The 26969-nt window shown below is 63.6% G+C and carries 29 protein-coding genes, 1 tRNA gene and 4 pseudogenes; 9 read left to right on the top strand and 25 right to left on the bottom strand.

Translation table 11 applies throughout. The annotated features are described in order from the left end of the window. The first annotated feature begins 211 nt into the window (after nt 1-211). Together ACZ6Z8_RS34390 and ACZ6Z8_RS34385 are read left to right on the top strand one after the other, a co-directional pair. Nucleotides 212-964, top strand: coding sequence for a transglycosylase family protein (locus ACZ6Z8_RS34390; protein ID WP_465613939.1), 753 nt, complete (start codon nt 212-214; stop codon nt 962-964). Between the two features lie 142 nt (nt 965-1106). Then, nucleotides 1107-1526 carry a transglycosylase family protein gene (locus ACZ6Z8_RS34385; RefSeq protein WP_465613938.1) on the top strand — a complete coding sequence of 140 codons (420 nt, stop codon included), beginning with the start codon at nt 1107-1109 and terminating at the stop codon, nt 1524-1526. Between the two features lie 67 nt (nt 1527-1593). Here ACZ6Z8_RS34385 and ACZ6Z8_RS34380 read toward each other — a convergent pair whose 3' ends face one another. After that, nucleotides 1594-2205: an alpha-ketoglutarate-dependent dioxygenase AlkB gene (locus tag ACZ6Z8_RS34380; RefSeq protein WP_465613959.1), complete on the bottom strand. Its 612-nt coding sequence runs from the start codon at nt 2203-2205 to the stop codon at nt 1594-1596. Between the two features lie 344 nt (nt 2206-2549). Here ACZ6Z8_RS34380 and ACZ6Z8_RS34375 point away from each other — a divergent pair, with 344 nt between their 5' ends. From ACZ6Z8_RS34375 to ACZ6Z8_RS34360, 4 genes are all read left to right on the top strand, one after another. Continuing rightward, nucleotides 2550-3428: an acyl-CoA thioesterase gene (locus ACZ6Z8_RS34375; RefSeq protein ID WP_465613937.1), complete on the top strand. Its 879-nt coding sequence runs from the start codon at nt 2550-2552 to the stop codon at nt 3426-3428. 235 nt (nt 3429-3663) lie between these two features. Further along, a complete protein-coding gene (locus ACZ6Z8_RS34370) occupies nt 3664-4452 on the top strand; it encodes a DUF1684 domain-containing protein (RefSeq protein ID WP_465613936.1) in 789 nt (262 codons plus the stop codon). A 121-nt stretch (nt 4453-4573) separates the two neighbouring features. Next, nucleotides 4574-5935: an MFS transporter gene (locus tag ACZ6Z8_RS34365; protein ID WP_465613935.1), complete on the top strand. Its 1362-nt coding sequence runs from the start codon at nt 4574-4576 to the stop codon at nt 5933-5935. 138 nt (nt 5936-6073) lie between these two features. Continuing rightward, a tRNA-Pro gene (locus ACZ6Z8_RS34360) sits at nt 6074-6147 on the top strand. 117 nt (nt 6148-6264) lie between these two features. Here ACZ6Z8_RS34360 and ACZ6Z8_RS34355 read toward each other — a convergent pair. From ACZ6Z8_RS34355 to ACZ6Z8_RS34310, 10 genes are all read right to left on the bottom strand, one after another. Further along, nucleotides 6265-7461 carry a tyrosine-type recombinase/integrase gene (locus ACZ6Z8_RS34355; protein WP_465613934.1) on the bottom strand — a complete coding sequence of 399 codons (1197 nt, stop codon included), beginning with the start codon at nt 7459-7461 and terminating at the stop codon, nt 6265-6267. Nucleotides 7462-7515: 54 nt separating this feature from the next. Beyond that, the gene (locus ACZ6Z8_RS34350) at nt 7516-7716 is read right to left on the bottom strand and encodes a helix-turn-helix domain-containing protein (protein WP_465613933.1); all 201 of its coding nucleotides are present in this window, start codon (nt 7714-7716) and stop codon (nt 7516-7518) included. 1508 nt (nt 7717-9224) lie between these two features. Next, entirely contained in the window at nt 9225-9602 is a 378-nt protein-coding gene (locus ACZ6Z8_RS34345) for a hypothetical protein (RefSeq protein ID WP_465613932.1), read from the bottom strand. Beyond that, the gene (locus tag ACZ6Z8_RS34340; RefSeq protein WP_465613931.1) at nt 9599-10351 is read right to left on the bottom strand and encodes a ParA family protein; all 753 of its coding nucleotides are present in this window, start codon (nt 10349-10351) and stop codon (nt 9599-9601) included. Before ACZ6Z8_RS34340 ends, ACZ6Z8_RS34345 begins: the two co-directional genes overlap by 4 nt. 207 nt (nt 10352-10558) lie before the next feature. Continuing rightward, nucleotides 10559-10981 carry an arsenate-mycothiol transferase ArsC gene (locus ACZ6Z8_RS34335; RefSeq protein ID WP_465613930.1) on the bottom strand — a complete coding sequence of 141 codons (423 nt, stop codon included), beginning with the start codon at nt 10979-10981 and terminating at the stop codon, nt 10559-10561. Then, complete coding sequence (locus ACZ6Z8_RS34330) at nt 10974-12419, bottom strand: ASCH domain-containing protein (protein WP_465613929.1); 1446 nt, start codon at nt 12417-12419, stop codon at nt 10974-10976. Before ACZ6Z8_RS34330 ends, ACZ6Z8_RS34335 begins: the two co-directional genes overlap by 8 nt. Next, on the bottom strand, nt 12416-12808 hold the full coding sequence (locus tag ACZ6Z8_RS34325; RefSeq protein WP_465613928.1) for an ATP-binding protein: 393 nt from the start codon (nt 12806-12808) through the stop codon (nt 12416-12418). Before ACZ6Z8_RS34325 ends, ACZ6Z8_RS34330 begins: the two co-directional genes overlap by 4 nt. A 229-nt stretch (nt 12809-13037) precedes the next feature. Continuing rightward, entirely contained in the window at nt 13038-13892 is an 855-nt protein-coding gene (locus ACZ6Z8_RS34320; RefSeq protein WP_465613927.1) for a helix-turn-helix domain-containing protein, read from the bottom strand. A gap of 8 nt (nt 13893-13900) precedes the next feature. Beyond that, nucleotides 13901-14422: a DUF6879 family protein gene (locus tag ACZ6Z8_RS34315; protein WP_465613926.1), complete on the bottom strand. Its 522-nt coding sequence runs from the start codon at nt 14420-14422 to the stop codon at nt 13901-13903. Then, entirely contained in the window at nt 14397-14624 is a 228-nt protein-coding gene (locus ACZ6Z8_RS34310) for a hypothetical protein (protein ID WP_465613925.1), read from the bottom strand. Before ACZ6Z8_RS34310 ends, ACZ6Z8_RS34315 begins: the two co-directional genes overlap by 26 nt. 415 nt (nt 14625-15039) lie before the next feature. On the opposite strand from ACZ6Z8_RS34310, the pseudogene ACZ6Z8_RS34305 reads away from it, so the two are divergent. Continuing rightward, nucleotides 15040-15282: pseudogene (locus tag ACZ6Z8_RS34305) on the top strand (hypothetical protein); the annotation flags it as partial. Here the strand turns inward: ACZ6Z8_RS34305 and ACZ6Z8_RS34300 are convergent. The 3 genes and pseudogenes from ACZ6Z8_RS34300 to ACZ6Z8_RS34290 all read right to left on the bottom strand — a co-directional run. Continuing rightward, nucleotides 15199-15396 (bottom strand): annotated as a pseudogene (locus tag ACZ6Z8_RS34300) (pentapeptide repeat-containing protein); the annotation flags it as partial. The pseudogenes ACZ6Z8_RS34305 and ACZ6Z8_RS34300 sit on opposite strands and share 84 nt — an antisense overlap. Nucleotides 15397-15443: 47 nt before the next feature. Continuing rightward, nucleotides 15444-15737, bottom strand: a complete 294-nt coding sequence (locus ACZ6Z8_RS34295; RefSeq protein ID WP_465613924.1) for a hypothetical protein — start codon at nt 15735-15737, stop codon at nt 15444-15446. 76 nt (nt 15738-15813) lie between these two features. Next, complete coding sequence (locus ACZ6Z8_RS34290) at nt 15814-16017, bottom strand: hypothetical protein (protein ID WP_465613923.1); 204 nt, start codon at nt 16015-16017, stop codon at nt 15814-15816. 776 nt (nt 16018-16793) lie between these two features. Here ACZ6Z8_RS34290 and ACZ6Z8_RS34285 point away from each other — a divergent pair. Next, nucleotides 16794-16997, top strand: a pseudogene (locus tag ACZ6Z8_RS34285) (hypothetical protein); the annotation flags it as partial. Here ACZ6Z8_RS34285 and ACZ6Z8_RS34280 read toward each other — a convergent pair. From ACZ6Z8_RS34280 to ACZ6Z8_RS34230, 11 genes and pseudogenes are all read right to left on the bottom strand, one after another. Further along, nucleotides 16926-17165, bottom strand: a pseudogene (locus ACZ6Z8_RS34280) (pentapeptide repeat-containing protein); the annotation flags it as partial. The pseudogenes ACZ6Z8_RS34285 and ACZ6Z8_RS34280 sit on opposite strands and share 72 nt — an antisense overlap. A 49-nt stretch (nt 17166-17214) precedes the next feature. Then, the gene (locus ACZ6Z8_RS34275; RefSeq protein WP_465613922.1) at nt 17215-17457 is read right to left on the bottom strand and encodes a hypothetical protein; all 243 of its coding nucleotides are present in this window, start codon (nt 17455-17457) and stop codon (nt 17215-17217) included. Nucleotides 17458-17752: 295 nt separating this feature from the next. Continuing rightward, on the bottom strand, nt 17753-17959 hold the full coding sequence (locus tag ACZ6Z8_RS34270) for a DUF433 domain-containing protein (RefSeq protein WP_465613921.1): 207 nt from the start codon (nt 17957-17959) through the stop codon (nt 17753-17755). After that, nucleotides 17956-18399, bottom strand: a complete 444-nt coding sequence (locus ACZ6Z8_RS34265; protein ID WP_465613920.1) for a type II toxin-antitoxin system VapC family toxin — start codon at nt 18397-18399, stop codon at nt 17956-17958. Before ACZ6Z8_RS34265 ends, ACZ6Z8_RS34270 begins: the two co-directional genes overlap by 4 nt. Further along, the gene (locus ACZ6Z8_RS34260; protein WP_465613919.1) at nt 18386-18619 is read right to left on the bottom strand and encodes a hypothetical protein; all 234 of its coding nucleotides are present in this window, start codon (nt 18617-18619) and stop codon (nt 18386-18388) included. Before ACZ6Z8_RS34260 ends, ACZ6Z8_RS34265 begins: the two co-directional genes overlap by 14 nt. A 34-nt stretch (nt 18620-18653) precedes the next feature. Further along, entirely contained in the window at nt 18654-20165 is a 1512-nt protein-coding gene (locus ACZ6Z8_RS34255) for a type IV secretory system conjugative DNA transfer family protein (RefSeq protein WP_465613918.1), read from the bottom strand. Continuing rightward, nucleotides 20162-21172: a replication-relaxation family protein gene (locus ACZ6Z8_RS34250; protein ID WP_465613917.1), complete on the bottom strand. Its 1011-nt coding sequence runs from the start codon at nt 21170-21172 to the stop codon at nt 20162-20164. The genes ACZ6Z8_RS34255 and ACZ6Z8_RS34250 overlap by 4 nt, the downstream gene beginning before the upstream one ends. Before the next feature lie 69 nt (nt 21173-21241). Beyond that, a complete protein-coding gene (locus tag ACZ6Z8_RS34245; RefSeq protein WP_465613916.1) occupies nt 21242-23614 on the bottom strand; it encodes a type IV secretory system conjugative DNA transfer family protein in 2373 nt (790 codons plus the stop codon). 66 nt (nt 23615-23680) lie between these two features. Further along, a complete protein-coding gene (locus ACZ6Z8_RS34240) occupies nt 23681-24145 on the bottom strand; it encodes a hypothetical protein (protein WP_465613915.1) in 465 nt (154 codons plus the stop codon). Between the two features lie 51 nt (nt 24146-24196). Then, nucleotides 24197-24556 carry a hypothetical protein gene (locus ACZ6Z8_RS34235; RefSeq protein WP_465613914.1) on the bottom strand — a complete coding sequence of 120 codons (360 nt, stop codon included), beginning with the start codon at nt 24554-24556 and terminating at the stop codon, nt 24197-24199. 58 nt (nt 24557-24614) lie between these two features. Further along, nucleotides 24615-25631, bottom strand: a complete 1017-nt coding sequence (locus ACZ6Z8_RS34230) for a single-stranded DNA-binding protein (RefSeq protein WP_465613913.1) — start codon at nt 25629-25631, stop codon at nt 24615-24617. Nucleotides 25632-26012: 381 nt separating this feature from the next. On the opposite strand from ACZ6Z8_RS34230, the gene ACZ6Z8_RS34225 reads away from it, so the two are divergent. Then, nucleotides 26013-26873 carry a GAF domain-containing protein gene (locus tag ACZ6Z8_RS34225; RefSeq protein ID WP_465613912.1) on the top strand — a complete coding sequence of 287 codons (861 nt, stop codon included), beginning with the start codon at nt 26013-26015 and terminating at the stop codon, nt 26871-26873. Nucleotides 26874-26969 lie beyond the last annotated feature (96 nt).

Raw genomic sequence — 26969 nt, 5'->3', positions numbered from 1 at the left:
CCCCCGACGCACCGCCCCCCGGTCCCGCCGGGCGCGGCAGGTGCCCGCCGACGCGATCGCTCGAACAGGTCGCCGGCGAGTGGCTGGGTGGCCGGGGCGGCAGCGGCACGTCCGACACGTGCACGGCCGTCCGACGGACGCGGCAAGCGAAACGCGGCCCTCTCCAGGGTCTGGTTCCGCATGCCCGCCCGGGGCTGTCGAGAGGAACCCCATGACCTTCCGTCACGAGAACGCCGCTGCCACCACCGCCGCCACCAAGCGCAACCGCGTTCGGATGGCCGTCGTGGCGGGCGCCGCTGTCGCGGCCCTGCCGGTGGCCGGCCTCGTCACGGCCACCTCGGCCTCCGCCGCGCCCGTCTCCACCTGGGACGCCGTCGCCCAGTGCGAGAGCGGCGGCAACTGGGCCATCAACACCGGCAACGGTTTCTACGGCGGTCTGCAGTTCACCTCCAGCACCTGGGCCGCGTACGGTGGCACCGCCTACGCCGCGCAGGCCAACCAGGCCACCAAGGCGCAGCAGATCGCCGTCGCCGAGAAGGTCCTCGCCTCGCAGGGCCCCGGCGCCTGGCCGGTCTGCTCCGTCAAGGCGGGTCTGACCAAGGGCGGCGCCCCGGCCGCCGTCGACACCACGGCCGGCTCCTCCGCCGCCAAGCCGGCGCAGGCCCCCGCGCCGAAGGCCGCCACCCCCAAGGCCGCTGCCGCCCCCAAGGCCGCTGCCGCGCCGAAGGCTGACGCCCCGAAGGCCGCTGCGCCGAAGGCCGACGCCGCGCCGAAGGCCGACGCCGCCAAGTCCTGGAACGGCGCCAAGCCGGCCAAGGGCGACTACACCGTCAAGTCCGGTGACACCCTGAGCTCCATCGCCGCCGCGAAGGGCCTGGACTGGCACGACCTGTACAAGAACAACGCCAAGGTCATCGGTGGCAACCCCGACCTGATCTTCCCGGGTCAGACCCTGAGCATCTGAGACCCGATGAGCTGACCGTCGGTCGGCTCGGGTCGTGTCACGGCCGCTCCTCCGCCACGCGGGGGAGCGGCCGGTGGCGTTCCCGGCGTGTCCGGGGCGGGTGGCGGCCCGGTCGGGGCCGACCTGCCTAGGGTCGGCTGCCGTGCCGTATGCGAGTGAGGAACGGACGTCCCGGGCCGTGATCCGGGAGGGTGCTTCCACGGTGGCGGTGGCGATGGCTGCCGTGGTGGTGATCGCCGTGGCGATGACCGTGGTGGTGGCGGCGGTCGTGGTCTCGGGCGGTGTCCGGGCCGGCGCGGCGCCGCGGGTCGCGGACCTGGTCTGGGACGAGCTCGCCGACTGCGAGAGCGGCGGCGACTGGCGGGCGGACACCGGCAACGGCTTCTACGGCGGCCTGCAGATCCGGCCGCCCACCTGGGCGGAGTCCGGCGGTCTGCACTTCGCGGACCGGCCCGACCACGCGAACCGGTGGGAGCAGACGACGGTCGGGGAGGAGATCGTGCGGCAGCAGGGGTGGGAGGCCTGGCCGTCCTGTGCGCGGCGGCTGGGGCTGCTGGGGTAGGGCGTTCCTCTCCTCGGCTGCTGTCTCCTCGGCTGTTGTGCCCCTCGGCTCCTGAGCCCCTCGCCCCCTATGCGCTCAGGCCGGACTGCCGGACCGTGACGTTGAGCCGTCCCACCAGCCCGAGTGCCGGATCCGCCGTCCCCGGCAGCGTCCGGACCACCCCGTGGTACGCGAACCGGGCCGGCCCGCCGAAGACCAGCAGGTCCCCGCTGCGCAGCTCCAGGTCGGTCCACGGCCGGGTCCTGGTCGCGGTGTTCCCGAGCCGGAAGACGCAGTCGTCGCCCAGCGAGAGCGAAACCACCGGGGCGTTCGCGCGCTCGTCGCGGTCCTGGTGCAGGCGCATCTTCGAGCCGTGCGGGTAGTGGTTGACGATCGCGGTGTCCGGTTCGTACGCCGTCGCGCCCGCGATCTCCCCGACCCGGTCACCGTAGGCCTCCGCCACCGCCCGTCGGGCCAGCTCCCCGAGCAGCGCCGGGAACGGCTTGACGGGGGCACCGTCCTCGGCGACGCGGGCGTAGCCGTACGGGTACCAGTGCCAGCCGAGGCTGACCATCCGCACCGACATGACCCCGCCGGTGGGCATCCGCACGCTGTGCAGGCCGGCGGGCGGCCGGGCCCATTCCCGGCAGGCGGCGACCAGCCGGAGCTGCGCGGCGGGGTCCAGCCAGCCGGGGAGCAGGACGGCTCCGGGGGCGGGCTCGGACCGTACCCGCGCGGCCCGACCGCCCGCGCCCGGGAAACTGCCGAGCCGGTCGTCGGGCCGATCGTCGGATTGGCCGTCCGGCCGGTCGTCGGGTTGATCGTCGAACAAGTCACCCTGGATCACCTCCCCATCCTCCTGCTTCCTGCTTCGCCCTGCCCCGAGGGCGGTTCGAGCGTGCGCGGCCGTTCGTCGACCTGTCCACTCGTTTTCACGTTCGAGTGAATCGGTCGCTGGGGGCCGGTGAGCGGGAATGACCCGGGTCGCCGGAGAATTCGAATGACCTGGAGAACTCGATCGGAATCACGAGAGGGAGCGCGCGCATGGGTACCCCCGTCGACGACCTCGTCGATCTGCTGGACCTGGAGCAGATCGAACTGAACATCTTCCGGGGGCGCAGCCCCGAGGAGGCGCTGCAGCGCACCTTCGGCGGGCAGGTCGCCGGGCAGGCGCTGGTCGCGGCGGGGCGCACGGTCGAGGGCGAGCGCCCCGTCCACTCGCTGCACGCGTACTTCCTGCGGCCCGGGGTGCCCGGCGTGCCGATCGTCTACCAGGTCGACCGGATCCGCGACGGCCGCACCTTCACCACCCGCCGGGTGCTCGCCATCCAGGGCGGCCGGTCGATCTTCTCGCTGACCGCCGACTTCCACAGACCGGAGGAGGGCAGCATCGAGCACCAGTACCCGATGCCGTCGGTCCCGGCGCCCGAGGGCCTGCCCAGCGCCCTGGACGAGGTCGGCTCCCGGCTCGGTGAGCTGCCGCCCTTCATCAGCCGCCGCCAGCCCTTCGACATCCGCTACGTCGAGCGGCTGCGCTGGAACAAGGAGGAACTGGTGGACGTGGAGGCGCGCAGCGGTGTCTGGCTGCGCACCAACGGTCCGCTGCCCGACGACCCGCTGATCCACGTCTGCGCCCTGACGTACGCCAGTGACATGACGCTGCTGGACGCCGTCCGTGCCCCCGTCGAGCCGCTCTGGGGCACCCGCCACTTCGACATGGCCTCGCTGGACCACGCGATGTGGTTCCACCGGCCGTTCCGGACCGACGACTGGCTGCTCTACCAGCAGGAGTCCCCGATCGCCCACGGCGCCCGCGGTCTGGCGCGCGGGCAGCTCTTCGACCGGAACGGGCAGCTGGTGGTGTCGGTGGTTCAGGAGGGCCTGTTCCGGCCGCTGAAGGACCGAGCGGCTGAGGGGGGCTGAGGGCCCGGTGTCCGGGCCGCCGTGTTGCCGCCGCACTGCCGCCGTGTTGCGGTCTGCTTGCGGCTCCTTGCCGTGTCCTGCGGTGTCTTACGGGCTCCTTGCAGTCTCCTTGCGGGGTCGGCGGCTTGCCGAGGCCGGGGAATGATCCGTACCGGCGCACGGCGTTGTGCAGGATGACCGAGACGGACGGCTCGAACGGCGGGCCGTCCGCGGACCGGACCGGGAGGGTTGACCGATGACGGCGACGGCTGCGGAGGACTGGAAGCACTGGAGTGACCGGCGGGCGGCGTCGGTGAGCGCGCCGCACGGCCAGCTCGCCCTCACCGGAACGCACTGGCTGGAGCCCGAACCGGTCGAGGTCCCGGGCCTGCCCGGCCGGTGGTGGGCCGACGCCGAGGGCGTCCGGCTGCGGGCCGCGGCGGCCGACGGCATCACCGTCGACGGCGCAGACGGCCCGGTGGACGGTGAGGTGCTGCTGCGCCCGGACACCGACCCGGCCGCCGACACCGCCACCCTGGGCGAGCTGCTGCTCGTCCCGATCGAGCGGGAGGGCGAGCTCGCCCTGCGGGTCTTCGACCCCTCCTCGCCCGGCCGGACGCGCTTCGCGGGCATCGCCGCCTACCCGTACGCGCCCGAGTGGGCCGTACCCGCCGTCTACACCCCCTTCGAGGAGGAGGGGCAGTCGGTACTGGTCGCGAACGCGGACGGCAAGGACCGCCCGCTGGCGGTCACCGGGACGATCGAGTTCACCGTGGCCGGGGAGCACCGCACGCTGACCGTCAGCCGTGCCGGGCAGCGCCTCACCGGCGTCATCGCGGACGCCACCAGCGGGATCGACACCTACCGGTTCCGCTTCATCACCCTGCCGGCGCCCGACGGGGACGGCCGGACGGTCCTCGACTTCAACCGGGCGTACCTGCCGCCCTGCGCCTTCGCGGACCACTTCATCTGCCCGTTCCCGCCGCCGGGCAACCGGCTGGACTTCGCGGTGGAGGCGGGGGAGAAGCAGGTGCTGAGCAGGTAGGGCGCGGGAGCGGCGTCGTCGGCCGACCGGGCGCGGAGTCCGGTCGGCGGGCGGGTCGGCGGGCGGGCAGAGCGGGACCCGGTGTTGGTATCGGCGGAGGCCGGAGCAACCATGGACCGTTGTGACGACCAACCAACCCCCTGAAGCCCCGGCCGCCGCCCTCGCCCCTTCCTCTGCCACCTCCCCTGCCACCTCCCCCGCCCCGGCCGCTTCCCCCATCCCGGCCGCTTCCTCCGCCCCGGCGGACGTTCCCTGGTACCGGAGGGCCTTCGCCGACCTCAGCCCGCTGCGCGAGCACCCCGACTACCGCCGGGTCTGGTCCGGCCAGGCGGTGTCCTCCATAGGCCAGCAGATGACCGCGGTGGCCGTCTCCGTCCAGGTCTACGATCTGACCGGCTCCGCCTTCGCGACCGGCCTGGTGGGCCTGTTCTCGCTCTTCCCGCTGGTCGCCTTCGGCCTGTACGGCGGCGCCATCGCCGACACCGCCGACCGCCGCAAGCTCGGTCTGATCGGCTCGGCCGGCCTGGCCGCGGTCTCCGCCCTGCTCGCCGCCCAGGCCCTGGCCGGGCTCGGCCTGGTGGCCGTCCTCTACGCGGCGGTCGCCCTCCAGGCCGGGTTCTTCGCACTCAGCTCGCCCGCCCGCTCGGCGATGATCCCCCGGCTGGTCCCCGCCCACCAGCTCCCGGCGGCGAACGCCCTGAACACCGTCAGCATGAACCTCGGCCTCACCGTCGGCCCGATGCTCGGCGGTGTCCTGATCGGCGCCTTCGGCGCCCAGGCCGCCTACCTCGTCGACACCGTCGCCTTCGCCGGCACCCTCTACGCCATGTGGCGCCTGCCCGCCATGCGGCCCCAGGGCGAACGCAAGGGCCGCGCCTCCGTCCTCGACGGCCTGCGCTTCCTGCGCGAGCAGCCCAACCTGCGCACCAGCTTCCTCGCCGACCTGGCCGCGATGATCTTCGGCATGCCGCGCGCCCTCTTCCCGGCCATCGCCGTCACCTTCTACGCGGGCGACGCCCGCACCGTCGGCCTGCTCGTCTCCGCCCCGGCCGTCGGCGCCCTGATCGGCGCCCTCTTCTCCGGTTGGGTCGGCCGGGTCCACCGCCAGGGCGTCGCGATCCTCGCCGCCGTCTCCGCCTGGGGCCTCGCCATCGCCGCCTTCGGCGCGCTCCACAGCCTCTGGCCCGGCCTCCTGCTGCTCGCGGTGGCCGGCTGCGCCGACACCGTCAGCATGATCTTCCGCAACACGATGATGCAGGTCGCGGCCCCCGACGAGATGCGCGGCCGCCTCCAGGGCATCTTCATCGTCGTCGTGGCCGGCGGCCCCCGCCTCGGCGACTTCGAGTCCGGCGCCGTCGCCGCCCTCAGCAACCCCGCCACCTCCGTGATCACCGGCGGCCTCGCCTGCGTCGCCTGCGTCCTCCTCCTCGCCGCCCGCCGCCCCGCCTTCCTCACCTACGACGCCCGCCACCCCACCCCCTGACCACCCCCACCCCGATACCTGGCAGCGAGCACCCCCCGACGTGCTGTATTGTTTTCCACGTCGCCGGGACAACCGGAGACAAGGTCGAGAAGCCACCCGGCAGAGCCCCCCAGGCCCCGCCGCGCGGCACCGAGACCACGGGACGTGGCGCAGCTTGGTAGCGCACTTGACTGGGGGTCAAGGGGTCGCAGGTTCAAATCCTGTCGTCCCGACTGGAGTTCAACTCCATCGTCGCAGGTCAGAAGCCCTGGTTCACATCATGTGAGCCGGGGCTTCTGGTGTTTCGGGCGGACAGCGTGTCACATGTTGTCACAGTCTCCTGTGGATCTTCAGGCGAGCAGCTGCCCGAGCTTGTCCGACCCGGCCTTGAGGCTCTGCGGATCGGGGTGGACGTACACCCGCTTGGTGAAGGACAGGTCGGTGTGTCCGGCCCACGCGGAGACGACGGTGTCGGGCACCCCGTTGTTGGCCATCCAGGACAGGACGGCATGGCGGGCCAGGTAGAGGCGCACCTGCCGTACCCCGGCCAGCTTCATGAGCCGGTAGGCCTCGCGGCGGAGCTTGTCGGTCTTGAAGGGGTTGCCCAACCCGTCCACGACGACATAGCCGCTGTCGTTGTACGCCGGACCCGCCGCGAGCTTCTCCGCGGCCTGGACGGCCCGGAAGGTCCGCAGCGCCTTGATGGTTGGGACCGGCAACGGCAGGACGCGCTTTCCCGCATCGGTCTTGGTGTCCTTCTCAACGACCTTGTTGCGCTGTCCCCGCTCCAAGGTCCGGTCGTAGACGATGGTGCGGGTGTTGCACACGGCAACGGTCCCCTGGTCGAGGTCGACGTCTTCTTCCCAACGGGCACCGCAGACCTCGGCCGGCCGCTCGGCGATGAGTGAAAGCATCATGCCGCCGTAGAGACGGTCCTGCTGAATGGCCCCGATGAAGGCCTTGACCTCGGTTTCGTCCCAGGGGCGCTCTTTGGGCGTGACGGCCTTGGCCTTCTGCTTCACCTCGCGGGAGATGGTCACGTACTGGGCAACATTCCGGGTCACCCAGCCGCGGCGGACGGCAAGGGTGAGGGCGGAGCGAAATCGGCCGAGGGTGAGACGGATTGAGCGAAGCCCGAGGCCTGAACCAACCTTCCCGCCGCGCTGCCGGCCTTTCGTGGCCATCCAGTCGACCAGGGCCTCGACATCCTCCTCGGTGAGCTGCTGCACTCGCTTCTGTCCGAGGAACAGGCGCACGGGACGAATCGCGTTGTCGTAGTTGGTGGCGGTTGCTTCCTCAACGTCCCGGGTCGCGGTGGCGAGCCAGATGTCCAGGAGCTCGTCAACGGTCATCTTGGAGGGCGCGATGAAGCTGCCGGTTGCCCGTTGGTGGCGGATGCGGGCGTATTCGTCCCGCGCCTCCTTCTTGGTGTCGAAGGTCCGGCGGATCTGCCGGCGCTTGCCAGTCGCGTCAGGTGGCGCGTCGATGACAAAGCGGTAGCGAACCGTCCCGTCCTTGAGGACGACTTTGTAAATGGGATCGGACATAGTGCACCTACGGTAGGAATCCCCCCGAGAGACTGGGTGGCGGCGATCCCTTCCCTACCCTGTTGCCTCAAGATACGAGAGCAGGGAGGCGGTGATCACACGGTAGCGCCGGCCAAACTGGACGACACGAAACGGCACAAGCTCAGCCTTGATCAACTCATACAGGTGAGACTTGGAAATCCCGAGCGCTTGGGCTGCCCGGCCAACATCAACGGTGGCTGCCCACGAGCGGATCTCATCGAGTGTGGGTTGCATGCAGCTCCAACCCTGGAGGCGGTGGCGAGGAAACCCGAACCCTTGCAGATTGGGGAAGCTGGCAGAGAATCCGAATTATATGTAGCCTGCCCGCCCTATAAGGGGATAAACGCCTGCAGGCGGGAAAATATGGGACATTTCGAGCACTGCCCGCCGCTATCCGGACGGGCCAGCCGGGCTCATCGCCCGACAAGCTGGCGGAGAACCAAGCGCCACCACGATGCCGGCGCGGAAACGCTTCCTAGTCCTCGCTGCTGCGGGCGAATCGTGGTGTGAATGAGAAACCCTCGATCCGTTCCTGTCTCACGGGCACGCAGGAGTTCATCTGTTGCCTCAACCTGGCTTCGGGCTGGGACCTCGTAGACCTGCGTTATTCGGTAGTACATCGACCTCACCTCCTTTCTGTCGCTTCCTCGCGACGCCCTATCCCGCCCGCATGGCCGGCGGTTGGTCAAGGCCGAGTGGCAACGAGCCGCCGCAGCGGGACCATCGGTCGCCTTGAACCAGCGCCGAATGCCATGTGGCACCCTGCGAAGGCGTGCGAGGAAGGCAGACACAAAACCCGGAGGAACAACCCGGCAGGCTCACACCCACCAGTTCTTGGGGCCCAGGTTCCTGGAGTATCCAGCTCGAAGGATTCCGGCAACGCCGAATCCACTCATCCGCGTACGCGGCTTATTGCTGGCACGGCGGAAGGAAGGTCTGGAAGGAAAGCCGCCGGGCCAGCCACTGTGTCCCCCCTTGGGGGTGGCCTCGGAGCCTGCATCACCCTTTGGGCCATGCGCGAAGCCATGTGCAGGCGGAGAGGACGGGGGGAGTCAGCCGCGCCGCCGACCGCAGGGAGCTGGGTTCTGACCCTGAGGTGCGGCTGACTCCCCCCGTCTTGGCACCCCTCGAACCCGCTGGTCAGCGGGCTGTTCCTTCCAGCTACTGATCGCCCACAGGGCGCCCCACTGCTTCCACTGGATGTACCGGCTCATGTACCGGCCTGAGACGGTACGCCACCCGTCCGGGTACACAAGCTACTCGATCAAGTTTGATGCTCGCTAAAGTCAAGGAACTGAGATTTCAGTTCCTCGGGAAACGGCTGCTGCACAGCGTCATAGATCGATCCACTAGTTTGTGGATTGAGCCCGTTTGTCTACTCCAAGCCGCAATGGCCCCTCCCCCTAGAACCCCCGGGGGTTACGATTCATTGGTAGCCCTGTCCGCTTTTCTCCCCGTTGCCAAGCAACGAAAAAATAGTGTTGGCATGTTGTTTAAAACGGGATCAGTGTCTCATGCTCTCTCGGTAGTGAACCGAGTGCCTTATAGCCAACGTGCGTCAGTAATCCAGCTGTGAAATCTCACTACCGCTGGAGCTCCGTAACCAGTGAAGCAAATAGAAATACCTGTGTATAGTCCCGTACGGTCGGCCGATCGGCCGGTTCGTCGGGCGGTCGCCTCGTCGCCCGGTCTACCGGTCGGGCGGTCGCTAGAGCGTATGGGGGGAGCTATGAAAAGAGAGATTACAGTCCACGCTTAGTGAAGTAGTCATCGAGGGCTTCGCGCACCATTGCGCTCATGCTGCCGTCTTCGCCGTCTAGCTGTTCCTGAAGCGACAGTTTCTTGAGCGCTGCCAGCTGGTCATCACCGAACTCAAACCCGCGGCGAACAAGCGTTCTTTTGATGCCCTGCTTTGTTACCGGTCGGGCGGTCGCCTCGTCGCCCGGTCTACCGGTCGGGCGGTCGCTAGAGCGAACAGGTGCCGATTGAGTTGGCTCTCGGTCCAAAGTAAGCAGCTTGGAATAGCGACCCACTGGCTGGGGAGCTGCCGGCTTACTTGGGAAGAATGATGATCCCTCAAGGTCACTTGTTATGGCATCGATTTTCAACTTCTTATTCATACTTCAAACAGCTCACCGATCAACTTGCTATAGGCGAGTGCTGCAGCCGATTTAGGGTTGAATGAGAAGACATCCTGGCGGTTAAAGTGAGCGTCCCGCAAGTCGGTGTTTCGAGGTATGACCGTGTTAAGGACGGCGCCCGTATAGGTCTGGCGCAGAATCTGCAGCGAGGTCTTGCTATTGACCGTCGGGTCACTCATGGTGAACAGAAAGCCAGCTAGCTCAAGGTGAGGATTGAAGTACTCCTTGACTTCCTTGATCGTCTTGCTGATCTGAACAATCGAGTCAAGCTCGAAGTACCCAGGGGCAACAACGACGAGCACTTTATCTGAGGCTGTAAAGGCGTTAATGGTCAGCCATGACAGGGTAGGCGGACAGTCAATGAAGATGTAGTCATAGTTGTCTTTGACGGCATCGAGCTCTTTCTTGAGCCGCTCCTCGCGATGATCGATGGCAGTCGTAAGCTCGACATCTGTGTTCGAGAGCAAGATGTGCGAGGGGACAATCTCAAGGTTTGCAACACTCGTCGGGTGCGTTGGCAGGGGACTTCGCTCAAGAATTGTTGCAAAGACGGTTTGCTGCTTGGGGATCTGTGGATAGTTAGCGAGCAGCACCTTGCTGCTGTTAGCTTGTGAGTCGATGTCGATGAGAAGGACACGCTTTCCCCGGCGCGCAAGGCCAGCTGCAAGTGATATAGCGGATGATGTCTTGCCAACACCACCTTTCTGTGAGGCGATCGAAATAACCATAGGTAAGTTAAATCCACAGGGAACCCCCAGCGGGTTTTCCTTGCAGAATTTCTTAACCAATCCAGAATAGCGAATTCCGCACCATTATGTCAATATGGCAATAAAGGGCGACAGGGCTATTCGGTAAAGCCCCTCTGCTTAGCCAGCACGAAGCCCCGCCCGGGAGTGGGATACCCGAACGGGGCTTCGTGGTTCTCGATGGTGCTCTCAAGTGGCAGAGAAGAGAGCCGTAGCCTCCTGGATCTGGACAATGGTGCGGGCGAAGGCCTCAGGCGCTTTGCCCCACGGGTCGGTGATGCCAGTACCGAGGATGCGAACAGGGCGGTTCGGTCCGGCCAGGGCTTTCACGGCGTGGGCGGTCTCTTCGTCCACGGCCACCAGGTCGTCGGCCCAGGCGAGCAGGTCCTCGTCCAGAAAGGCCCCTCGGTGGGCGGTGAGGTCGTAGCCGAAGGCTGCGGCAGCCTGGATCATCAAGGGATGCGCCGGCTTGCCAACGTGCCACTCACGAAGGCCGGCCGAGCGGACGGCAAGCGCCCCGCTGGAGCGCTCGGCGATGATGAGGGCGGCGATGGGGGACCGACAGTGGTTGCCCTTGCAGATGACCAGGACTCGCCGCTGCCTGCTACTCATCTGGGTTCACCAACTCGATCTCGAAGGTGATCACACCCAGCGCTTCCTTGTCGGGCGGGAAGATCGAGTGGATGGCCCGAAGCTGTTCCTCCTCCGTGGCGTGCGGGTTGACGGCCGCGGGGTCCTCGGTGCCGAACATCTCCCGGAAGGTCTTGTAGGTACCGATGCGGGTGACGCGGGTGAGGCACTGCTCCTGCCGGCAGGTGAAGTTGATCAGGTCACCGACCCGCACCCGCTTCATGGAGTCGTACTGGACGCGCACCTCGACAGTCTTCTCGCCGCGGGCGATCATGTCGAAGTACTGCTTGAAGATGCGAAGGTCGCGGGGTCGGCCCTGCGGCTTGGACGGGCGCCGGACGGACGGACGGGTGGTCATGAGCGTTTCCAATGCGGTTGTGGTGTACGAGCGGTAGAAGTGCCTGGGGTCTGAGAGCAGCAGCTCGCCGAGAGCGGCGAGCGCATCCACGTAGTCCGCGTGCGTCCCGGGCCAGGAGAGGGGATCAAGGAGCCAGCCCGAGGGGGTATCGCTACTGGGGCCAGCCTCACGAAGCAGGGACTTGGAGAGCTTCCCGCCGTCTGAACCGAGGACCTGGGGGGTGAAGATGCGTACCGGAGCCGGGTCCGGCAGCCCGATCGCAGCGTGCGCACCGTCGACAAGGGTGCAGCCAAAGGCCCAGTCACCGCCCTTGACCATGACATGGAGGGTGCGCTCGCTTGCGCGGTAAGTGCGCTCCTTCACCACGTTGCGGTACAGCGTTGCCAGGTCGATGTAGCCGCCACCCAGGGGCGTCAGGTCGGCCTCGTACCGGCCGTGCTCGTGGCAGAACGCTTCAAACAGGGCGCCCGAGTCGTCCAGGTCGAGCAGGCGAGTCGTCCCGGCGTACTTCTCCGCGAAGCCGCAGTCGGGGCAGGGGAGCCGTATGTGCGCGGTACCCGTTGCCGGAGAGAGCCAGAAGCGGATCTCGTCCAGGTACTCCAGGGTCCGCAGGAACTCGGCGCGAAACTCAGGGCTGTCCTGCTGCTGGGTGTAGGTGGTGACGGTGTAGGGCACCCCGGTGCGTCGGTTGAGGGCGTCAAACAGTGGGGCGTAGTGCTCGGCCACCAACGCGCGGATCTGGTCCGGCCCGAGCTGGTGGTAGTACGTGCGCTGGTACGTACGGTCCTGGACGCTGAGGGTCTGGCCCGGCGAGTTGTCCAAGGCACAGAAGTCGACCGAGGCCTCGACACCGAACTCATTGCCGGCCTGCTCGGCCAGAAGGAAGGCGAGGCTCTGCACGAGGTGTGTCCCGAGATGGGGCCGGCCGTTGATCTGCGTACCCACCGCAAAGCGGATCTGCTCGATGTCCGAGGCCCACAAGCGAGGCCTGAGCACGTCGATGGTGTCGTGAACTGCGTTGGCGAGCACGGTGTTTGGCGAGATGAGCGGTGGTGTACTCAACTGATCCTCCGCTGGGTGGACGAATCGGGCTGGTACGCAAGGTCGGCGTGCACGGTCTTGCCGAAGGGGTCAGGGGTTGCGCCCCAGTGGCCGTTGGTGAGCATGTGGACGAGGGCCAGGCCGCGGTGGCATTCGTCGTCCGCGCCAGCCGCAAGCAGGACGGGCAGAGCCCGTGACCCGTCGCGCACAGCCAGACGGACGCCGCTCCGCAGGCGGTGAATCCGAACGACCATGAAGGCCTGGCAGCCAGTCTTCACGGCGTTGCCGACGAGCTCGCTGATGATGAGCGTTGCGGGATCGATCAGCTCGGGCAGTTCCCACGCGGTGAGCTTCTGGCGAATGAGCCGGCGGGCAATCCCGGCGGCCTGCGGGCAGTAGGGAAGCACCACGGCACCAGGTGCTCGGTAGCCACTTGTCCGGCGCGCAAGCAGGTGGGCACGGCGTCGGGCACGGGCAACCGGGTCTGACCTGACAAGAATGGCGACTGCCGGGTGCCCCTGCTGCGCTGTGCCGTGCTCCATGCCGCCCCCTGCCCGTGGTGTGCGATCAGCAACGAGCCTCGACCGTAGAAGCGGGCGACAGTGCAGTTCCACGAGCTTGCAGATGCTTGCGGGCTGTTCACTCCAAGGCGTTAATGGCAGTGGTGACCAACTGACGAGCCCTGGCTCCGTAGACCGCTTGCTGGGCAAGCAGAGCAAACGTCTGCTCATAGAGCCGGATCTCATGGGGCTGGGTGATGGTGAGATGGGCGGAGACAAGCTCCACGCTGGCCTGGACGTCGTCAAAGATGAAGAAGCCTTCGACAGGCCGCAGTTGGGAGCGGTCGGCGTCCTGGGGAATGATGCCCAAGCTGACCGACGGGAGAGCGCCGGCCCACAACAGGTGACCGAGCTGGCCGACCATCGTGCCGACGTCACCCAGGCGGTAGCGCAGCACGCTCTCCTCAAGGAGCACCGCGAAGCGGTGGTTGCCCTCTTGGAGCACCCGCTGCTTCTCAAGACGGACCGCAACGGCGTCCTCGACGTCATCAGGCAAGTTGCGCCTCGTGCGGGCTGCCTCAAGGAGCGAGCAGATGTAGCCGGCGGTCTGGAGTGGACCAGGGATGAGCCAGGACGAGTAGATGCGGAAGCGCTCAGTGCGCTCCCAGAGCGGCAGGACTGACTCCTGGACACGCTTGAGCCCGGAGCGTTCGAGTCGACGCCATTCGACGTACATACCCTCGATGCCCCGGGCAACAGCGATGAGGTCCTCGGCCTGCTCGGGCACCCCGCAGTGGGTGGCCCAATTCCTAAGGTCCGCGTCCGTTGGGGTAGCCGAGCCGTGCTCGATACGAGAGCACTTGGACTCGTGCCAACCACACAGGTGAGCCAGCGCCCGGCCGGTCAACTCGGCATCCTTGCGGATCTCACGCAGGCGCTGGCCCAGGGACTGCTTGGCCTTCTCAACGCTGGATGAAGGAGAGGTAGGTGCCACGAGTCAGATCAGTTCAGCGTGTACTGATCGTGGGGCGTGGCACGCTCCCAGACGGCCTCAAACGCCTTGGCGCAGAGGGTAGTTACGCCGGGATCGTCAATGACCTCCCGGTGGGTGACGTCACCGTCTCCTGAGAAGTGGATGACCAGCAGGGTCTTGCCGTCCAGGAGCCAAAAGTCGTTGCCCGGTAGGGCAAGATCAGTGGCCAACCTCCGCGGGAGCCACCGGACCTCCTCGCCGGCCGCGACGTTGGTGAAGGTGATGTCGTACTCGAAGCGGATGTACTCGCTCACCGGCTCGGAGACGATCCGGGCCCGGCGAACAGCGACACCGCGGTCAACGGTCTGACGGATCAGCTCCAGCCACGGACGCCACCACGACGCGCGGTCCGCAGGGTCGTCACGGTGGCCGGCCTGCCAGGCGAGGAACATGGGGTCGTCCCGCATGTACCCGTCGCGCATCTCAAGATGCAGCGCTGACTCCTGGCACTGAGCGAGGAGTTCCTTAAGCGTGGGCGTCTGGCCCACCATTCACCTCCGGGAAGAACTGCATCATGCGGCGGGGGAACTCGACCACGTCCTCGTGGCCGGGCAGCTTGAGCTGGGAGCGGCGCTCCTGGTCCAGGACCTTCCACCCCTGGATGAGGTAGTTGTCCGTCTCGTCGTCGTAGTACACGGTGGGCGAGTCACCGTCGGGGCTGTTGGGGTCCTTGCCAAGCATGTGCAGCGCCATGATGAGCCCTCCTGCGTGGGATGGACGAGCAGTGTGTCCGATCTTGCAGCATGCAACGGCCCGACCACTACGAGTTTGCGGAAGTTTGCGCGAGCGGGGAGGGCACAGCCCGGCAGGCTTGCTCCCCGGGAAGCTTTGGCCGGTGGCCTGGCTTGGGCTGGGAGCGGGGAGCCCGTACGCTTCGCCGGCACATCGGGGCAGCACCGCCTGCCCCTTGAAGCCCCGATTTGGGCTTCCCGTGTCGGGCCCCGGGCCAAGCGAGGTGGGTAAAACTTCCCGGCCACCCGAGTACCCGCCAGGGCATGAAAAAGGGGGTCATCTGAGTGTGAGTGGCTTGGTAGCCAAGGTGCCGTAAGAGAGCACATCGTTTCACAGTCATAGACCCCCGAATATAAAATAGCCCTACACAGGCTGGCTGACCTTAGTTGGTCATAGCGGGCAGCATGCCCGCGCCAGTGGTGTAAGACCGAGTTGTTCTTTCTTTAGTTGGTACCTAGTTGTTGCTCCATGGCGGAGCCTGAAGTTACAGGATTGCTCCCTGTTTCCTGGCACGTCGCCTTCCTGCCCCATCGAGCTTTGCCCCACAGAGCTTTGCTCCACGGAGCTTTGCTCCACGGAGGTCTGCTCCACGGAGGTCTGCGCCAGTCAGGTCTGCCCCATAGAGGTCTACTCCACGGAGATCTGCCCCATAGAGGTCTGCTCCACGGAGATTTGCCCTACTGAGGTTCTTATATCCATTGCGGATGCACCAGAGGTCAGTAGGATTTGCCATGTTGTCTCACCTCCTCTCGGTGCGAGATGTATAGGTGGGTCGAGTCCTCAGTGGGACTCGAAGTCATGGCGAGCTGCTGCTCGCAACACAAGAATGATGCTCTCTCGGCTGAACTCTTCGGGATGATTGTAATGAATCTGTTTCGCGAACAACGCAAGCGCACCATCACACAGGAAATCCTGATCATCGACACCAAGATCCAACCCTGGATCTGCGGCGATAATCACAAAGAGACCCTCTATGAAGAACGCAATGCTTTGAACAGAAGGAAGCTGAGTTTGAAAAATCCCAGACGCTTCCATCTTGTCTGCTGCCCTGAATAGGACATCCTCAGGAGTCATGTATTTCACCTCCTCTCGGTGTGAGACCAATTGGATTGGCGAGTTTTCGGCTCAGCACTCGAAAGGAAGCTGGTTACTACCAGCCGCCATTCCACCTGAGAATCTTTTTCGCCATTTTTTCATCTTTCGCTTCCTGCTCATCGAGAAGCGCCTTGCAAGCTTCTGCCTCGACTTTCTTGAGCAGTTCTTCGTGCACCTCGTCGGTGCATTGATCGGAAGTGCAGTAAAACTCCATGTGCTCCAAGAGGGTGTCACGGGCCTTCTTTTTTGCCTTTGGCATGTTGTTTCGCCTCCTCTCTTGCGAGTTTATGTCAGTGTGAGGTTAATTCGAATCACTCTCATCACTCCCAGACTACGCAGTACAGGTACAGAGGCGTGAACAGTGCTGCTGAAAGGGAGGTTGCGCCAACTCCCGCAAGCATAGCCAAGGGCCATGCCAGCGGCAGTGCAAGGGGTCCCATCGTCAATCCAACTACAACGATAAGAATCCAATGCGCATGCAGTTTCGAGCCGAGGCTCGAATCTCTGATGGCAGGAAATATGGCGCCTACGACGATGAGCACTGGAATCGAAATCCAAGGAGAAATCATTGTTGCCCACCTCCTCTCTGTGAGAATGGCTCCCTAGGGTCAAACAAGGGTTGACCACAAAAAGCCACTCTCAAGCGAGGTACTAGATACCTTGTTAAAGAACCTCTTGCTTATACCAAAAACTACGGGATAATTCAAGAGGCAAAATGCTGGGCATGCAAAAAGCCCCCGGCGACATGGAGGCCGGAGGCTAGGAGGGAAGAAGGCGATCTACTACAGGATCACATGTCGCTGTTAGGTGGAGAGTTGGGCACGGGGGTGTGGTGTAGAACTTTTATTCTGCGACATGGGGCGTTGCTACCGGCGAGGGCTATAGGGCAAGAAAAAGGGGGTCGTGGTATGTGGATGTGGCTTGGTAGCCAAGGCGCCCGAAACGGGCTCACATACGTAGACCCCCAAATAGGAAAAGCCCTGCGCGGCTGGTGACCTCGAAGGTCGGTAGTGGACAGCGTGCCCACAGCCAGTCATGCAAGACTCAATGTCATTCTTTAGTTGGTACCTAGTTGGTGTGCCATGGCAGAGCCTGAAGTTACAGAATTGCTCCCTGTTCTCTGGCGCATCGCCTTACTGGCTCGTCGAGCTTTGCCCCACGGAGGTCTGCTCCACGGAGGTCTGCCCAACTGAGGTCTGCTCCATGGAGATCTGCCCCACGGAGGTCTGCCCTACGGAGGTTCGCTCCATGGAGATCTGCCCCACGGAAATGTACCCTACGGAGGTTTGCTCCATGGAGATCTGACCCATAGAGGTCTGCATCACTGAGGTATGCCTCACGAAGGTATGCCCCGCGGAGATTCTTATCTCCCTTGCGGACACGCCGAAGATCAGGAGGATTTGCCATGCTGTTTCACCTTTTCTCGGTGCGAGACGGATAGACGGGTTGCGAGTCCTCAGTGGGACTCGAACGGACGCCGATACGGTTCATCCCACTGGATCTCGTCGACCCAGTGAACCGGATGACCATAGGGCTGGCCGCAGCCACAGGGAGTGTCTCCCGGACGGCTGTCGGACGTCTTGAATTTGTGCGGTGCCGTCAAGATCTCCAAGAGCTCGCCGTCGGCGAAGTACAGATTGCCGATCTTGACCAACTTAGAGTCGACCTTGATCGCCGGAATCGAATGGTCGTCAGACATGGTGTTTCACCTTTTCTCTAAACTAGATACCTTGTCAAAGAACCTCTTGCTTATACCAAAAACTATAAGCCGTGTCAAGAGGCAAAATAGGATGCCGAGGCTAATTCAGAAACGACTAAGCACAGTGGACTACAGGATTTTCTTCCTCCCTTTCGGAAACAGGCTGCCGCGGCACACCTTCGCGTCAAGGGCTTCGCAAGCCGCCTTCGGCGTCCCTTGACCCGAGAGGCTCAGCCGCAGGGATCTTCCTATAAGGGAGGGAAAGAAAAGGGGAGTCACTGTCTACCCAGGAAGTTCAGGCGGTCCGCTTCACATCAGACTGCGTGGCCTCCCGAAGAGCACCCTTTAGCATTGGAAGGGGAATCCAGGGATACCAATCGTGGAGCTCGTCAAGCGTGGTTCCTTCCTCGACCATTTTGAGAAACTGGGCGATACGAATCCTGGTGCCTTTGATGACGAGGTGACCACTTGCGACATTGGCTCTCGACTCCAGGTATCTCATGTCGCAGCCTCCTTATGCCCTGGAGGCAGCTTGTAACCAGCCTTGCTGAAAGCAGCGTCGAAGCCGAAAATCTCCCTGGTTTCGTAGTGCTCGGCGAACGCCATCACGACACAGTCGGTATAGCTGACTGAACTGGTGCGCTCGCGGAAGAAGGTTAGGGCTTGTTGTCGAACGGTCTCCGGAGTGTCAATGACCGAGAATGGGCCTGTAGGGGAGAGTAGTACGTGGGCTGCGCTGTAGGCCGTCGCGTGCCCTGATTTCCTGCCCACAATGTTGATGGTCTCGCTGAACACGTCGGCTGGGACGATGATGACGCTCTGGCTGTCTTCTAATCGCCGAGCTTCTTGAACCGCTTCCTCGTGGAGACTGTCGGTGTCAGTGATGAGAGACACCAGGCCACTTGAGTCAGCAATTATGGCTTGAACGTCATTCTTGTCCATAGAGGTAGTCGTCGATACGAGACGACAAGTCGGCTGGCCCCTTGCCATGAATGGCAGCAAGTCGTAGAAGCCCGCGGCCGGCAGTCTCCTGGCGCTTCTCCTGAGCTCCCTGCTGAAGTAGCTCCCGAATAACTTGAGCGGCTGGCTTGTGCTCGCGCTGGGCGATCAGTTGCAGTATCTGGTGTAATGCCTTGGGTAAATAAACCTGCGTTCGTATCATATGTCTTGCTTATAACATATATGGCGCCCAAAAATCAATCCCCAAATCCCTTATTGCGAGGCTTGAGTGTGGGCAGCCGGAATACCGTTGTGGGCTCCACGAACTCGCGGACTTGGCGACGGAGGCGCCGGCGGGAGATTGGCGGGCGAGTGGGCTGGGGTGCTCGCTGGCCTGCACGGGGCTGGTCTGGTGCTGGCCGGAAGAAGTGGCGGAGGTAGTACTCCTCAACCGAGGCGACGAGGCCAGGGTCGACAGCGAGATGGGGGAGTGAGGGGGTCTTGACCTTCTGCACGCGGTCGTTGGGCAGGCGGATGTAGGCCTCGCCGGTGTGGAGTTGCTGGACCCACTGGACCTGGCGCTCCCACTGCTCCTGGAGCGGGTAGTACGTCGGATGCGTCCGCTCCTCGGCCTGGTCGTCGGCCACCAGGTGCTTAACGGCATCGGGGTTCACGGTGCCGAACATGCGGGCGGAGTACTCGGCGTCCGGTCTGCCGGCCTTGAGGATGACCTCCAGCCCCACGTTCTGCAGGGCGCCCTTGAGGCGGTCTGAGGCCTGGCTCCAGTTCTGGTGTGCCATGACGCAGAACAGCTGGTACTTGCGGCTCTCCGAAAGCATGCGCGTGAGGGCTTCCTCGCTTTGTGCCATGAACTGGGAGAACTCGTCCAGGATCAGATGGTGGGATCGGCGAGGGGCCGTGGCACCGACGCCAGCCCGACTGAGGGCAGCGGCCTCCATGCCGACCGTCAGGAGACAGCCAAAGAGCCGGCGGACATCAGGGGAGGGGAACGCTAGGTTGATGATGACGCTGGTCCCCGAGTCGATGATGCGGCGGAAGTCCAGGGCGTTGTCTGCGTGGCCCAGCGCGTAGCGCAGGGCTGGGGAGAGCGTCAGGAGATCTGCCCGGTTGAGGGTCGACTCCTTCATCAGGGGCGCCTCGCGGCCCCACTGATCCATGCGAAGCCGGAAGAAGCGGATCACCTGGGGGTCGCTGACCCGGGCAAGCACGGTCGTGCGGAGGACGGGGTCGACCAGGAGGTCTGACAGCTTGGTCAGGGGAAGGCCTGCCTGACGCAGGGCGATCACCGAGTGTTTGAGGATGTTCTCGAACGTCGGTGCACCATGTGCGAGTTCGGGCCAGGCACGGCGGGCCGCTTCCGCCACATGTTCGGCCATGGCGTGGTCGTCGTAGGGCTGGGCGAGGAAGTTGAAGGGCAGGTACCGGCCTTCTGCCGCGGCTCTGGGGATGTCCAGGTACACCAACTCGCGGCGTTGCTCGGTCGTTGCCAAGGAGCCGTTCGCCACCAGGTGCGTGAGGACCAGGCGGGCGAGGTCACCGTGCGGATCGACCAGCGTGGCGGGCATGCCGGCCTCGTGCAGCGCGAGGAACAGGGAGGCGAGGAAGTAGCTCTTGCCTGAGCCGGTCTTGCCGAGGACGTGGGTATGGACGTGGGCTTCGTCGGCCCGGAGCGAGAGGGTCCGGGGAATAACGCGCCACTGGCGGTAGGTGCCAAGGGGAATCCGTGGTGCACGGACACGGCGGCTCATTGCGTGCCGTGGTCCGCCTCCTTCTCCGAGACAAGCGTGACTGGTGCCGTCGGTGGGACAGCCAGCCGTGGTGCAGTGTCCGACCCAAGAGGAGGGGGAGCGTCGAGAAAGCTGTCCGCGTAGTCGGCGCCGGCCTGGTACCACCGCATGCCGAAGAACAGCTCGAACGGGTCGGTCTCGACCGGCGAGGCCTCGGTGAAGAGGAAGATCTCCGCGAGGTCCGCATGGCCGATTGCTTCAAGCTCCCGGGCAGTCCAGGAGGAGAGCTGCTCGCGCCTGGCCTCGGTGGGTACCACTGTCGCGATGGTCAGGTTGTCCGCGTCGAAGTGCCCTCGGTAGGGCCCCATGGCCCACGCGGTGAGGGCGGCGACTTTCCGGCGCCAGTACTTCTGCTCCTCCGTACCGCGGTCCAACTCCAAGGCCACGTAGAGGGATTCGTCCCCAACCCGGAGCTCGAACCACGCATCCGGGATCACCGCCACGGAGCGTGCATCGGGATAGCCGGCGGGCTGCACCCGTACCGCCTCCCGCTTGAGCTGGCGCTCGGTGAGAAGCCGGGGTATCGAGACGGCCGGACACTGCTGCGACAGGAGCTCGACGGCCACCAGGACGTCGACGGCCGCAAGGGTGTGCTCCATGAAGGGGTTGTCGCGGGCCTTCTGCTGCTCCTCGGACGGGCGGTAGTAGCTGCTGCCCAAGGAGAGGCCGCGGCTTGCGAGGTGCTTGCGGCCTTTGTCCGCCAGGGTGAAGACGTGCGGTGCTGAGCCGAAACGTGGCGTGGGTAGCTCGCGAAGACGAAGAAGGTAGTCAGCTTCGGCGAGCCGGCGGAGACGGCGCTGCGCGTAGCGGTTCTCATCGTGCGAGCGGGGATACAGAAGTCGGCCGACCTGCGCTGCGGTCATGTACTGGAACCGGTTGACCGCGCGAAGGATCGCCTCGTCCACCTCGGTGAGGCGAAACGGAGCGGATCGGGGAGAACCATGTGGCTGGATGATCGGGTACTCCATCTTCCGACTTTGCCAGACCGGCGTGAGATTTCTTACCAGCAAGCGGTATGCGTCGTGTAAGAGAACGGGTTACTCCCCGGGCTTTCTGGGCGAGCGCCGGCTGATAGGTGGTGGCTGCCGCTTCGGTTCCTGAGGCTTCCTTCGTGGGGGTTCCTGCCTGGCATCACGAGCGGAATCTTTGAGCCACCGGACCTCCTCGCGCAAAGCGTCCCGATCCGAGACAGAAGGGGTCTCCTGGCCTGTGGGGCGACCCTGACGGCTACGGATCTCGTGCTCGATTTGCTCCCGAGGGGTACCGAACCGATCGCGACTCATCGCACGAAGGTCATGAATGGATGGGGTGTTCGGAAGTAGTACGCGCTGACCTTCGAGCGAGCCGGGCGAGGGGAGGAGTATTGCAATACGGGTTGCGGGCGCGGAGGTCGTTATTCGCCGTTCCTGAACTTCCCCGTCCTCCCCTTGGAGTTTGCAGTATGCCACGTAGCGGGGCAGGTGGGCCAACTCGTTGGCGATCTCTGCTCGTCTGTCAGAGTGTGTCTGGTCGAGCTCTTCAATCATATCGATCCACTGTTCATTGGTTCGGCGCTCGCCGAGGTACTCCTGGTATCTCTCTTCTCGTGAGTGCTCTCGGCTAAGAGCCTCGATCTGCATCTCAGCTTGCTGCAAGGCGGGTCGAAGGGCGATCCATGCCTCGATCTTGCGCCATAGCCATATAACGGCCTCAGGAAAAGCCACCGAGCTCCATACGCCTTCATACGGCCAGTCCTTGTGGGTTTTGCGTGACCGCTCACTCATGCGTGCTGGCGGCGAGGAGTTGCGCACCAAATCATCATTGGGCCAGAACCTAAAGTGCTCGCGGAGATATAGCGGGGCCAAGACTTTGTAGAAGTCATCGAATAGCGGCCTCAAAATATCCGTGCCGCATGCGCCGGACTTTCTCGGGTCGTGCTGGGAGAGAAGAACTCGGAACCAGGAGCTTGCAACAGTGTCGGGCTTGAGCAGGTAAGGCTCCGCTAGCAAGCTGGGAAGATGGCCTCGGGTGTATGTCGCGTCTCCGCGCTCAATGCATATATCAAAGTACATGCCAAAGCACGGGTTGAAGGGATCGCTCCACTCGCCTGGTGGGCTTGTTGGGAACGTCTCCCCTTGGCGGATCTTCTCGATGGGGAAGTTTCCTTTGTACTCATACAAGCCGGGGCCGTGATGGGATTTGTAGGTGAAGGGGTGATTCAGTGCTTTGTCAAGCGCCTGAAGGTACAGGTCGGCATCTATAGAGTCATAGTAGAGCCTATCTCGCTTCTCACGGAGACGGTTGTACTGACCTTCGGAATCAGGGCTATCCCAAATCGTCCGAGTGCGTGTTGCATAGTGTGGGCTGGTGCGAGGGCGAGCTACCTGCTTGGTACGCCGGGGTCTCGTATCGAGATTGGCGGAAACGGTATCAGCGTCCTCGGCAGACAGTTGGAATGTGATGAGCGTTTGGACGTTCAGGGCTTCGGTCTGTGGTGTCTGGGAAAGGTTCTGGTGCGCGATAGTGACGGCCAGGCCGAACTTTCCCCCCTCTTCCAGCAGGCGCTGTGCCGTGGGTGTGGCAAAGCGCCCATACTCATCCAGATAGAGGTGCACCCTTGGGCGCTCACTGGCGGGCACGAGTGCTCGCTGGTGGATCAGGTTACTGAAAACTGAGAGGAAGACCATGCCGAGAAAGGAGACGCTCTCTCGGTCGAGGCCGGCCAGGTTCAGGATAAGGGTTCCGCCGTGCTCCATGACCTGGCGGAATGGAATAGTGGTCTCAGGTTGGCTGACCATCAGGCGAATCAGGTCATCCTCAAGAAACCGGGAAACCTTGTTGAGGATCGGGTCACGCTTTTCCTGCTGGCGCTGCGGGCTTGCGAGTTCGTACTCTCGCCAGTAGTCGCTAGAGTGATCGAGTGCTGAAAGCGCGTTGTGGCGGAAGTCAGCGTCGAAGTACAACCGCGGCAACTCGGCCATCGTCAAGCCGTTGGCGATCAGGACTCGGGCTGTATTCCGAAGGCCGCTTTCAATCACGGGCAGGTAGCCGGCGCCTTGCGCTCCCATGAGCTTGAGGAAGATCTCAACAACGTTTCCTATGGTCGCGGTGACTGATTCGGACGTCTTCGGGTGTGGGCACTCATAGAGGTTGAGACCAAACGGCCGGTCGCTGTTCACTTCCACGAGCACCAGGCTGGCCACTGCTTTTCCGGGAGCAAGCTCAATGAGCCGATGCGTCAAATCGCCGTGCGCATCGATGACAACAGCGGCAATACCGGCGCGCATATCTTCGAGGATCATGTGCTCAAGCAAGGTCGTCTTGCCAAAGCGAGACTTCCCAAGGATTGCAACATGGGCAGTGCGATCCTTGTCACGCAACCAGACGCCTTGTTGGTTTTCATCGAAGCCGAGAAGTACGTTGGCGCCCATAGCGCCTCCCGGTACAGCTCAGGAACGGTCTCTACCCTCCCAGGCTACGCGCGGTCAGGGTGGGGGTCATCTGCGGGTGTCATCCTTACGAGGAGTCTCGGGAGCCTGGGCTCGCTGGCGTGCGTCATTTTCGGCGATGAGCTTGGCGCCAATCGCCTCAGTGCGCTCAAGCTGGCGCTTCCAATGCGCCTTGCTCTCCTGGTCAGCCTTGGCGGCGGCCATGAGCTCGTCAGCTTTTTGCTCACTAAACCCAGACTGCACAAGAAAATCTCGATTCTCTGACTCGGTCAGGCGGCGTGAGTTCTTTTGAATGTTCTCAATCACTCCGCGATCGCTCTCGCTTAGCTCTTCGCGTGGCCGGTCGACATGGAGTGCCTGGGTAATGCCGCTTTCGCTAACTCCAGCACGCTTGAGGCGGTCCGCTATCTGACTTTCGGCGAGGCCGGGGAGTTCTCCCTTGACCGCATCAAGTTTGCGGGCGTCTTTAGGGTTAATCTTCGGCTGCTCGTATTGTTCTGCTCCTTCTGCCATGGTTTCTTATGTATCACATATCCGCGGTATCTCCGTCAAGAAGGAAAATCCCTATCGGCTGTTCCCTGAGGCCGGCGGAACGGTCTCCTCGTAGGTCAGGTGGACAAAAGCGTACGAGGGAAAGTCGTCCTGGGAGCGAAACCCTGCGATGAAGGGCGGGATCGCCTCGTTCAGCCCGGCCAGGAAGCCGAGGACACGCAGGGCGGCACTGCGCTTGATGCTCTCCTCGGTGGCGTAACACTGGTACGAGGTTACCTTGGTCGTTGTCCCGTCCTCGTTTCGCCTGAGGTGCTCACTGCTGTGAAAGGCGATATCCGCCGCCAGGACGTCAAACATCCTGCGGTACTCCGCCTGGCTGCGTTCGTGGTTGTTCTCGGGGAGCAGTTGGTCGTTGGGTTCTCGTTCGTGCATATGGGTTTATCTACGGTGCGCAGAAGATCGAGCGTCATTGAGTGAAATGGTTCGCGATTCAGCGCTTTGTAATGGCAACTGAGTAGATCTCCTGCGCCGTCTTGGTGGTGCCGTCTCGTCCCTGGTACTCGCGCTCGTGGCGGTAGCCCACGATGTCAACCTCCCGACCCTTCTGGAGTTCGCCAGCCTCGACCCGCTTCTTCAGGGCTGCCGCGCGGTCGTTGAAGGCCAGGACGTCGAGCCAGGTGGTCGTACCGTCTTCGTTGTGTACGGCCAGGGGGAACTTGGCGACGAGCTTGCCGCCGGCAGTCTCACGGATGGTGGGGTTCCTCCCCAACCTGCCGGTGACCTTGACGCGCTCTGGCTCGCCCTCGGCCTTCTCCTGGGACGGTGGAGCTGGCGTCGTGGCGGCCTGCTCGACCTGGCGGACACGGCGGGCTGTTGCCAGCGGGTCGTCGTCGGCACTCGTCACCTGAACCGGGGCTTCCCCACCACGTGGATGGGCAAGCATCCCGACTGCCTGGACTGGCTGCTCATCGGCCGGACGCACCGGCTTCGCTGGTGGCGTGGCGAACTGGGTCCGGGCGGGCCTCTTGTCCGCGGCCGGCGCCATCACAGTGTCCTCAGCGGTCGTGATGCCGGACTCGGCATCGGTGACTTCACCTGCTTCTCGGTCGGCGACTTCAGCGTCAAGTTCGACTGGAGCGGCAGGTACATCGTCAGGTCCATGCTTCGCAGCCGGCGTCTCCTCGACCACCAGGCCGAGGGTCACCAGTCCCTTGGGATGCAGGGTGACGGACGTGCGATCGTGTTCAGCGTGGGAGCGGAGGAAAACCAGGCCTTCGTCCTCAACGACCGGCGTTGAGGCACCGAAGAGCTCGATGCGAGCGGTCTTGGTGGCGATGCGGGCGACGCCGGCATCAGGAAAGGTCTCAAGACTGAGCGGTGTCTCCTCGTCGTTGACCTGGAAGTGCCATCCCTTGCCATACGCCGGATCGGCAACCGGCAGGGACTCTGCCCCCAACGTCTTGGCGATTGCCGCCTGGTCTAATTTGTGTGGTTCTCGTTCTGCCATATGGTGACGGATTATACGGCGCAGGGGCGGCAAAAGCTGTAAGAAAGATTACAAAAATGCGGAACCTTATCGCTAACCCAAACCGGCGATAATGGTTACAATGGCTTGAAGTTCAAGCACGCTAGCTTCTAGCTCTCTATTGAGTTCGTCGGCGGTCCGAGGTGGTGTGGCAGGCGGCTTTGGGGGATCCTTTTTGCGATGGAAAACCTCCCCCATTCGGGCAAGCTTCTTGTTTGGTTTGGGTAGCTCGGATTCCTTGCTTGGCATGCTATCTAGCTATAGTTATAAGAAATCTGCAAGGGGGAGTCAATACCCAAATACCTAAATTATCACCCGAGCGGAGGAGTGTTGCGACGCGCCGATCCGGGTACCTATCGGCGTATGGCCTGGAAGGTGCTAAGGAAGGTTAAATCCCTGTGGCGCTGGGAAACCGGAACGACTGCTGCCGCTGTGGGTACTGCTAGCGCATACGCGCTCAGGCTCTGGGAGCAGGACTGGCCAGTGGCCGTTGCCGGTTCCGTCTGCACCTTTGTGGCGATCATCTTGCCTGTGCGCCAGGCGCGAAAAGTTACTAGAGAGGCTAAGGCAGCCGAAGAGCGGGCTGCTGCAAGTATCAGAGCTGCGCAAGATGAGACGACTAGAATTGGTAAGGATACCGAAAGCGCAGTTAAACACAGGCTGTGCATTCTGCTTGAGCCAGTGGCCAAAGACTTAATTGACGCAAATCGAGGGCTACATAAGAGCACGGCGGCGGTAACCGTGGCGCGTCGAAATCTCAAACAGGCAGTCACGCGCACCATTGCTCCAAGATTTGGTCATGACGTCCGAGCTTCATTCTTTAAGTTCATCAAGCACACCTCAGCGCCGAGTCAGTCACTAGTATGTATCGAAAATCTATCCTTTGGCCGCGATGGCTACCCCACAACAACATTCCCTGACGCCGCGGGAAACGGGGCGTTTCTGTTGAAGCGTATGGCTGACAAGAATAGCGGGCCATTATTCGTAGCTGACGTTGAGACGCCACCGCTAGGGTGCAATCCGGCACCTCCGGAGTGGGCTTCAGGGGAGTGCGGATATCGAACGTTCGTTGCTGCGAGCGTCTCATCAAAAAAGGAGCTTTGGGGAATGCTCACGCTCGACGCCCCAGGCGCTGGGGTATTAACGAAAGAAGATGCCGAGGTGCTCGCTGTACTAGCCGAGCTGTTGGCTGCTGGCCTCGAAGGAATCAAGCAGACAAAATAGGGGCAGACGGCGGGAAGGAAAGCGCAGTAGGCTCTGTTTCGGGGGCGCGGGCGCTGCCCAAGACTCGACCCCTTGCCTGGCCCCGCGCCTTCCGCA

The sequence above is a fragment of the Kitasatospora sp. NPDC101108 genome (assembly GCF_055584725.1).
Note: the sequence above shows the minus strand (reverse complement) of the source record. Positions and strands in the feature narration are given on the sequence as shown.